Genomic DNA, 9,020 nt, shown 5'->3' on the forward strand with positions numbered 1-9,020 from the left:
CCTACTGAACCTAGGATCTTTTAGGGGGTTAAAATGATCTAAACCCCCTTCTTCTACTTCTTTCATGAACCTTACCTTAAATGGTTCACCCTTCAAGGCATTCCCTTATTATTTTTCTTTTTTCAAATATTTATTGTTATGAGGGGGCTCTACGTGGACGGCACTGTTTATGGCACTAGTCAACATGAACAAGCCTTTACTTCGCTCAATCATTATCCAAGATTGTCTAAAGAGTACGAAATGGCTTTCGCAGCTGCCGAAATAGGATGATGAGCCCTCATGCTATGCGCTTTTTAAGGCGGATCGCTCATCCATAAATATAGGCTCTCACATTTTTTTACTGATAATTTTTTTAGTGAATTATATTTTTTTATAAATGAATACAGATTTTTGTTTATTTAATGATTTTTTTTTTAATAAAAAGTTTTTTTTTCAAGGCACTAAAATCGAGAAATTCTTTATTGTTGGATTGATTTTTGAAGTGTATTGGCGTATAAACGAGTGAGTAATTAGCTTGTGTGTATTTTGTTTAAAATATTTAAAAAATCAGATTGGGAAGAACGGTGGTTCTTTTTACGTCGTTGGATCGCAAATCCTAAGCAACTAGGAGCGCTTTTCCCTAGTTCCCGGGCGTTGGCTAGAGCTATGGCTCGTTATGCATTGGAAGATATTAATCCTCAAGAAAAAATTTTAGAATTAGGGGCAGGAACGGGACGCTTTACTCAAGCATTAATTGATGCAGGAATTCCTGAGCATCGATTAATTTGTATCGAAATTGATCCTAATTTAGGTATATATTTGAAGAAAAAGTTTCCTAAGGCAAAGATTGTTCTGGGAAACGCCTGCGCTTTAGAGCAAATCTTGAAGGCGGAATCAGTAAATATTGATATTGGAGTAGTGATTTCTGGGTTACCCATGCTTAATTTTCCGGCGTTGGTACAACAAGAAATTTTAAGAGGATGCTTTAAAGTACTAAAGCCAAAAGGTCAATTTTTGCAATTTACATACAGCCCTTTTACTTCCATTCGCAGTCAATGTTTTGCTTTAAGTAAAACCCGAAAATGTTGGGTTTTTAATAATCTTCCTCCGGCAACCATATGGTCTTATGTGTTGGAATAAAGAAGAGTTTTTAAAAAAAAATTTGGTGGGCACTGTATTAAATTTGAAATGTAATCCCCAGCGTTATGCTTCTTTTTTAGTGAGCGCTTCTAGATTACCTTTTAAGGTAATACGTTTAGAAGCTCAAGATGGTGCGATGCTTTCTGAAGCAGACCAAGCCTCTCTAGTAGATGAACGCATCTATGCACGCTATTATGGAGGGAAATTTCCTAGTCAAGGTACGATCGGGTGTTATCTCACACATTATCTTGCTTGGAAAAGTATGGTGGATCAGTCTATTCCCTGGATGATTATTTTTGAAGACGATGTTATTTTTTGTCCAGAAACTCTGACCCAGGCTCTGTATGAAATTTTAACCCAATATAAAAAACGTATTGATATATGTAGTTTTGCTTTACGAGGCAAAGGTATACCTTTTTCTATTGGAAAAGTTTTGACACACCGCTTGTGTGCTTACGGAAGAGACGTTTATTGCGCTGGAGCTTACCTGTTGAATTTAAAAAGTGCCAGACAATTATTACACGATAGTTTTCCTATGCAATTTCAGGTGGATGATTACTATACGCAAACGTGGAGATGGAATTTATTGTTTACTGGTATCGAGCCGCGCATCGTCCACCATAACGATGCTATGGTATCAGAGGTAAAAGCAAGAGGAGGACGACATTTTCGTAAAGTACACTATTCTTTTCCTCTGAGGTATACATTTGTGTATGGTATCGCAGCCCTGCGCAGTATTATACTCCGGGAGTACTTTAATTTACGTCGTCTATTTAGAGCTCTAAGTTACTGCATAAAGGTACGTTTGAAGGCTAATTACTGGGATTGATTTAGAATATTTAATATAGAGAAGAAAATTTTCTTTTATGGCGTCATTTTAAATTAGTGTAGACCCCGCCTCAGGTGTCTGCAGAGCACAAGGGGATTGATCCCAATAGCTTTTCGGTTGTACAGTAATAAATAGAAAGTATTTTTTACATAGACCTAGGGAGAAAAAGTGTGAAAATAGAAGCAAACGAACTAAGAAACGGAAATATTATTGTTATCCAAAATAAGTTGTGGCTTATAACCCACACTCAGCACACTCAGCCTGGTAAGGGGGGAGCGTATATCCAGGCAGAAATGAAACCTTTGGGGGAGGGAGGAAAACGTTCAGAGCGGTTTCGTTCTAGTGAACACGTAGAGCGTGCTCACCTTGAGGAGGTGTCTATGCAATTTTTGTACAGAGAGCGTGACGCGTATGTGTTAAGCGATCAACGTACCTACGAACATTTTTCTCTTACAAAAAAAGAGTTTAATGGAGACCCTGCATTCTTGGAAGATGGGATGATATTGACGGTCACTGTCTACGAAGGAAGAATTATTTTAGTAAAATTGCCTCCTCAAGTAATACTAGAGATTGCAGAGTGTGAACCTTCTCTGAAAGGACAAACCGCTACATCTTCTTATAAGCCTGCCACATTAAGTAATGGAATCCACACAATGGTTCCGCAGCATATTGAAAAGGGCATGAGCATTGTTGTGAATACCCAAGACTGCAGCTATGTGGAGCGAGCCAAACGTTAGCCTTGACACGAGCTTTTTCCCACCCTACGCTTTGCAACAAAATGCAGCAATAAAAAAGTAGGATTTTTTTAAAACTAAGGATTTAAATGCTCCCATTATCCTGAAACGCACTATGGAGTATTGAAAAAATGCATATTTCTGTGATTAGTCTGTTTCCTGAAATGTTTTCAGCGCTTGGATGTTCTGTTTCGGGACGTGCTTTGGAAAAAAAAGTTTGGCGCTTAGATCTTGTGTCTCTCAGAGATTTTGGCGTGGGAAAACGTAAGAATGTAGACCGTTCCTGTTACGGTGGAGGACCTGGTATGTTATTACGACCAGACGTGGTCCATGAGGCGGTTATTCATGCCTATGCATTGAGTTCATATACTCCACGCTTAGTGTATCTTTCTCCTAGAGGAACCCCCGTGAAGCAAAAGGATGTGGAAGCATACGCCTCTTCTCCTTATCTTATTTTACTGTGTGGTCGCTATGAGGGCGTTGATGAAAGAGTTCTACAGTTTTGGAATTTTGAGCAAAAACGTATAGGAGATTTTGTAGTGTCAGGAGGAGAGTTACCTGCATCTATGCTAATTGACGGATGTGTGCGATGCTTAGAAGGAACTCTAGGAAATCCAGACTCTTTAATTTATGAAAGTTTTCAAGAGGACAGGTTAGAACATGCCCAGTATACATACCCTGCGCTTTGGATGGGAAGAAAAGTACCTGACGTACTGCGCTCAGGGCACCATAAAAATATTGAGGTATGGAAAAAAAATAATTCCCTTCCCGTAACGCATTCCCCAATTTGATAAGGATTTAAAATATATGTGAAGCGAGGTGTTGAATTGTGAAAAATTATCTTTTCTTAGATCAAGGTAATCCGTAAGCATTTAGCTGGAAGTACGTTATTCTTACAAACGTGTTCCTGTATGATATTCAATAATTTTTCAATGTACGTTATATTATTTGTGTCATATAGAGACAATACAATAGTAGAATTTAAGAAGCTAGAATTTAACGATAAAAAAATCTTTTCTTTTGGGGAAACAGGTCCAGGAAAAAAAGTTTGATATCTAGAAATCACAAAAAAGATACCGAAGCAAAGCCTTGTATATATTGATAAAAGTAGGATGGAACAGACCATTTGTAAATATAGAGAATAAAGTAAAGAAAGCAAAAAATTCGTAAGTAAAAACGTAATACACAAGAACCCATAATATATCTGACTTAGTAAATAAATAATCCCTAGTACCTATAGTTTTTAAGGGTTCTTAGAATACGGATCTTTTTAATAATATTTTTACACATTTATTCAAACGGTCTAAATCCGATAAAAAAAAATTCTAGCCTAATATCTATGACATATTCATTGCTCCGTACAAAATTTCTAAACTTATTTTCTGATCTAGGAAGCAGCTTAATGCGGACTATAAGTTTCTTAAACCCTATGGCTTAAGTGTGATCGTTCAATGTTACGCAAAGGGAGGTCATTAGGCTCGAGAAGCAGTAGAGTTTCTTTGATTCATAGGATTTTTAACTGAAACGCCATTGTAAAAATTTTCTGAGCGATCTGGAATAGAACGAATAGTCTTCCCCTGTTCTTCACACGCTGCTAAACATTCTTCCCGTTCTAAAAAATTCGTTGCATTACGCTCACATTGGACCCGACAACTATTTAATACTCCACCACTACCCCCTTCAGAAGTATCTGGCATGCGACAGCCCTGTAATCCCAATAGACCCATTCCCATAAAAAAAGTAAGATAATACTTCATTTTTATAAAATTTTATTTTTATACAAAATAATCATAGACCTATTGTCTTAAAAAAACGGTCAAAGTTTTTTTGAGTTCAGAAAAAGAAGTGATATCGCGGAATAAAAATAAAAGTCTTTATACTATAGTAAATCATAGAGTATTATATACGGAAAAGAAGCAAGTTATCGCCTCATATCATTGAGCGAATTCTGGGCTAGTATGAAACGATGAATTAACCATACCATTACTCATGTACTTCATGATATAAGGCCTTACTTCAATTCTTTAAAATCCCACCTTAAAGCTAAATTACTATAGGTTTAGGGTGATTTTTTTTACCACTATTTTTACCAGATCATAAAATTACAAAATTTAATCGACGACATAAAGCGATAACCTGGTTTTTTTTCACACCTAATACAATATAATTTACTATAGTATATAATATTTTTTTAAGAATGTTCTGATTTTTTATCTTCTCATCCTTATTAAAATCTTCATCTATCGTTGAATTTTTGATATTGTTTAATACTCTATGGAAGTTCTGCCCAAAGCGTTTTCTTCCTCAAAAACCTCTTCTGAAGTTAGATCGCTTAGTAAAAAACTGGAATCAAAGTGGAAGTCAGGAATTATAGCAGTTTTTACAAAACAGAAAATTTAAGACATTATGTTTAAAATTTTATTTAAGTACTTTATATCTTGCTCATAATCCTTAGTTCAGAACACAGATCATCTTTTAAATTAAAAGCCAATACAGAGGATCCATCGATAAAAGCTAGATAGTGTAGCCACGAAATTTTAAGCTATAGAGTAAGGCATCGGATTTGAAGAGAAGCCAAGAATAAGGATGCGTTTCGCATAGCGTGTGCGCCATTTTTTAAGATAAAAGAAGATATTTTCAACCAAATGGTATAGTTTATCAAGGGTTTTATTCTAATTGCGCTAAATTCTACTGTTTTTGGTGCTGGAATCGAGGAAAATTATACCATTTTAGCCGCTTAATTTACGATACGATATTATCACTATCATAAACTTTGTCAGCTAAAAAATCCCTTGTATCTAAGTCTTCGATGCATTTTGGAGCACGCGTGAAATCGTTTTCGCTGCCCTTTATGAGACCCTGTTCGCATCGGCCTACCAAAAAGCATTTATTTTCAGATGTATCTTAGTGTTGAACCTTCTTTTATAAGGCTTATTTCTTGCTTTTCGTTGCCTGAGGATGCACTTTAATCTTCCATCACAAGTCATGCAAAATCAGAATGTATAATGCGCGTCTCTAAAAAATTTTTCAAACACTTTTATCGCTTTATCTACAAAAGTTTGGGTTTGTATTCTTGATGGTCAGAGAGAACATCTTTCTAAGGTGAACCGGTTCTTAAAATCTACCGCGCTTATCTCTAGCTTTTTCTTCTTAACTTCTGTGTCTTCCAGAAAAAAAAGTTATAGTATTTCCCAAGTTTTATCTGAGGTGTGCTATCTCTTGTGGGATTATGTCATGGATTTAATGCTTATAAATAAACATTAAATGCTACTCCAACAACAACTCCCAGAAGATAATTTTAGGGTATGATTACAATACGGTGTAACCACATTATCTTGATGATGCGCTAAAAAAAAAGTTTTTCCTTGCTTAGCTCTAATAAAAAGCTGCTCAATTAAAATTTTTTGACTTACTTCATCAATACTAGTAAAAGGTTCGTCTAATAAAAAAATGTCAAGATCCATAGCAAAAAGCCGCGCAAATAACATTCTCTGAAATTGTCCTCCAGATAGTGTACCTATATAACGATTAGCTTCTTTCGTCAAGCCTAAACATTCCAATGCTTGCTCTACAAAAAAGTTTCCTTTTTTTTTACTGCGAACTCCCATAGCTACCACATCTTGAACTTGAATAGACAGATAACGATTTACTTCTGAATGTTGGGGAAGATATCCAATGGCAGCATTTTTATTGCAGGAAAGGTTCCAAGAAAACCCTCCACAAAAGTGATCATGCATTCCAGCAAGTGTTTTAAGAAACGTACTTTTACCGCTTCCATTTCCTCCCACAACACTGACAATGCCGCCAGGTTTGACAGAAAAGGAAAGATTTTGTATAATACCACAACATCCATAATATATACTAAGATCTTTCACGGTAAGCAAATCAAAATTAGAACATTCCGCATATTGACTATTGTTGGAATTGTTTTTTGATTTCAAAGCAGAACTTATCATACGAAACAAAGTTAACTTTTTGTAACAGTAAAGTTACTCAATCCTTTAAAACGATGCTCAAACTCTACACCTCGACCTTTGGGAGCCATGCGGTGACCTCCTGTCCAAGCTGGATGACAAGAAGGATCGATGTCCAAGATCAACTCTGATCCCGGCTTTCCATAAGTAGATCCAACTTCAAAGCTCTCACCATTTGTCATGATAACTTTTACTAAATGGTATTTAGGATGAATATTTTTTTTCATAAACTAGCGCAACTACACTGCTCATTTTTTTAATTATATACATTTTTTCTCTATTAAACAACCCTGCTATCCACCAATTCTCATTTTACATTTTTCAAACAAGTGTTTGACAAACAATGTAAGAGATCTGTCCAACCATCAAATAAAACAAATTAAAAAAAACGACCTAAAATTTCAAATAAATATTGTTTAACCGGTGCTCTTTTTGTTTAATTATTCATAGACTGCATCAAAAAGACTCCTCTGAATAGAAAAGAAAAGCGAAAATATTGAGACAGATGCTTTAAGTATTGTTTTCTATGTCCAAAATTATGCTCAAAATGATAGGCAGTACTTTTAAGGATGTTAACGATGTCGTTTGCATTTTCTGCAGAACCTTCATCCACCCCACGCACACTTATGAATAGTCAAGATATTGAAGGAGCGACTTGTCATATAACTGTTTTGATAAAGTTTTCTTCTTTTTCTGTTTATTAGAATTATTTCACAATAATTAATATTTGGAGCGTCTTTCTCGCCCCATATAAAGAGCTTAATTTAAAAAGCGATACGGATAAACACGTTTTTTATTTCATTTTGTTTCAGTAATTTTAATATTTTCTCAGTCTTAATCATAAAAATTATTTAACTTACGCCTCAAATAACTATGTAAGATTGATTTTTATTTCAAAATACATTTCTCAATTATAATCTAATATAATATGACTGGATAAGAGTTTACTAAGCTTAAAAATAAAATTAGATGTGTTATAACTATCAAAAAATGAAAAAAAGATAATAAATTCTAGACTTAAAAAGAAAGCGTAATAAAATACATAAACTTAGGTAATCATTAAAAGATAAGCGCCGCGATAAATTATGGTAAAATTAGCGTACGTAGAGGGTGGATACAGTACGAAAAAGAACGAGTCATTAAGCCTAACGCACGATTAGAAAGTAAAGAAACCATAGATCTAAATCCACTAATGTATGTTGAAAATAAGGCAAAGAAAATATGAAGAAAGCGTGAAGTTACTTTTTTTTATAGAATGGTTAAATTGTGGATATACAAGGCACTCTAGTGCACGGTACTGTTCATGACGGGAATCAACACGATACAGTAGGATAGTGCACTATTTTTTAAGAGGCTCTGCAACACTATCCGACACTCAAAGATGTTTGCGCCGATACCGGGTATGGAAAAACCATGCTAGCGTTTGTGAGAAACAGTCTTAACAAGACAATTGAAATTTCAGAACCCCAAGATGGGTCGTTGAACGAACCTTGGCTTGGCTCAATCATTATCCAAGATTGTCTAAAGCGTACAAAATTCCTGTAGCAGCTGCCGAAAATAGGGTGAGGATCGCGCATTCTATGCGCTTGTTAAGAGGTGGATCGCTAATCCATAAATACAGGCTCTAATTTGACACAAACCATCCTGAATTTAGCGCGTTGAAGAAACTCTCTATTTTCCAACGGGCTCGATAATGCTCTTTAGAATTTTTGGATTAATAGATTAGGATGCTTCCCAACTAACGGACCGCCCTGATAGGGTGCTGTATCCAAAATTAAATAAATATCGCCAACTAACGATGAACGGTTATAAAGAATGCTTCGTCAACTGCACAATGTGTAGAACGTCGTGTCTGCTTAGCGTGAGCTGATTGTTTTTCAATAGGATTAAGGTCAGGAGAATAACGCGTAAAGTAAAGTATGACCAGCATCCTTGGTCATTTTCTGCATAGCTTTACCTTGATCGCAAGCACTATTATCCATGACAATACCACGGTTTTCTTGGATAATGGTTAGAAAAATTTCCTCGACCCAACAAGTCAATCCCTCTACAGAATTCTTAAGTAATATGGCTCCTAAAGTAGAGCCCCTTAAAGGGCCTATAGACGGTTGTTCTACACATTTGTTCTCCTTGCTCTCCCCAATCCTGTGTTTCGTAACGATGCTACTCTTTTACAGAATCCCCGTGAGTTTTTGGCATATCATGGGCAATTCCACGTTCATTAACTTTTCTGTTTAATTCATCATGCTTTTTGTGCAATACAGATCTTTTTTCTGGATCTACTTTTGGATGATTTAAGGTTTTTTTATCGCGAACATCAAGACGTCTCAGGGCTTTCAAAACGCCAACAGCGCTACCCCCAAA

General features: G+C 35.7%; 9 protein-coding genes and 1 pseudogene. 5 read left to right on the forward strand and 5 right to left on the reverse strand.

Annotated elements, in window-relative coordinates:
* Positions 1-516: 516 nt before the first annotated feature.
* From HCUR_RS05765 to trmD, 4 genes are all read left to right on the forward strand, one after another.
* On the forward strand, positions 517-1,119 hold the full coding sequence (locus HCUR_RS05765; protein WP_104207151.1) for a class I SAM-dependent methyltransferase: 603 nt from the start codon (positions 517-519) through the stop codon (positions 1,117-1,119).
* Complete coding sequence (locus HCUR_RS05770; RefSeq protein ID WP_104207152.1) at positions 1,106-1,948, forward strand: glycosyltransferase family 25 protein; 843 nt, start codon at positions 1,106-1,108, stop codon at positions 1,946-1,948. Before HCUR_RS05765 ends, HCUR_RS05770 begins: the two co-directional genes overlap by 14 nt.
* Before the next feature lie 170 nt (positions 1,949-2,118).
* A complete protein-coding gene (gene efp, locus HCUR_RS05775) occupies positions 2,119-2,685 on the forward strand; it encodes an elongation factor P (RefSeq protein WP_104207153.1) in 567 nt (188 codons plus the stop codon).
* A 128-nt stretch (positions 2,686-2,813) separates the two neighbouring features.
* Positions 2,814-3,473, forward strand: a complete 660-nt coding sequence (trmD, locus tag HCUR_RS05780; protein ID WP_104207154.1) for a tRNA (guanosine(37)-N1)-methyltransferase TrmD — start codon at positions 2,814-2,816, stop codon at positions 3,471-3,473.
* 681 nt (positions 3,474-4,154) lie between these two features.
* Here trmD and HCUR_RS05785 read toward each other — a convergent pair.
* The 3 genes from HCUR_RS05785 to rpmE form a co-directional block, all read right to left on the reverse strand.
* Positions 4,155-4,439 (reverse strand): hypothetical protein, encoded by a 285-nt coding sequence (locus HCUR_RS05785; protein ID WP_104207155.1) that lies wholly within the window; start codon positions 4,437-4,439, stop codon positions 4,155-4,157.
* A 1,503-nt stretch (positions 4,440-5,942) separates the two neighbouring features.
* A complete protein-coding gene (locus tag HCUR_RS05790; RefSeq protein ID WP_243397295.1) occupies positions 5,943-6,557 on the reverse strand; it encodes a metal ABC transporter ATP-binding protein in 615 nt (204 codons plus the stop codon).
* Between the two features lie 92 nt (positions 6,558-6,649).
* Positions 6,650-6,883 (reverse strand): 50S ribosomal protein L31, encoded by a 234-nt coding sequence (rpmE, locus tag HCUR_RS05795; protein WP_104207157.1) that lies wholly within the window; start codon positions 6,881-6,883, stop codon positions 6,650-6,652.
* A 1,186-nt stretch (positions 6,884-8,069) separates the two neighbouring features.
* Here rpmE and HCUR_RS09890 point away from each other — a divergent pair.
* Complete coding sequence (locus HCUR_RS09890; protein WP_279337738.1) at positions 8,070-8,201, forward strand: hypothetical protein; 132 nt, start codon at positions 8,070-8,072, stop codon at positions 8,199-8,201.
* 347 nt (positions 8,202-8,548) lie between these two features.
* Here HCUR_RS09890 and HCUR_RS08750 read toward each other — a convergent pair whose 3' ends face one another.
* A complete protein-coding gene (locus tag HCUR_RS08750; protein WP_165780806.1) occupies positions 8,549-8,698 on the reverse strand; it encodes a hypothetical protein in 150 nt (49 codons plus the stop codon).
* 121 nt (positions 8,699-8,819) lie between these two features.
* Positions 8,820-9,020: pseudogene (locus HCUR_RS08755) on the reverse strand (hypothetical protein); the annotation flags it as partial.

This window comes from Holospora curviuscula (assembly GCF_002930195.1).
GTDB classification, from domain to species: Bacteria; Pseudomonadota; Alphaproteobacteria; order Holosporales; family Holosporaceae; genus Holospora; species Holospora curviuscula.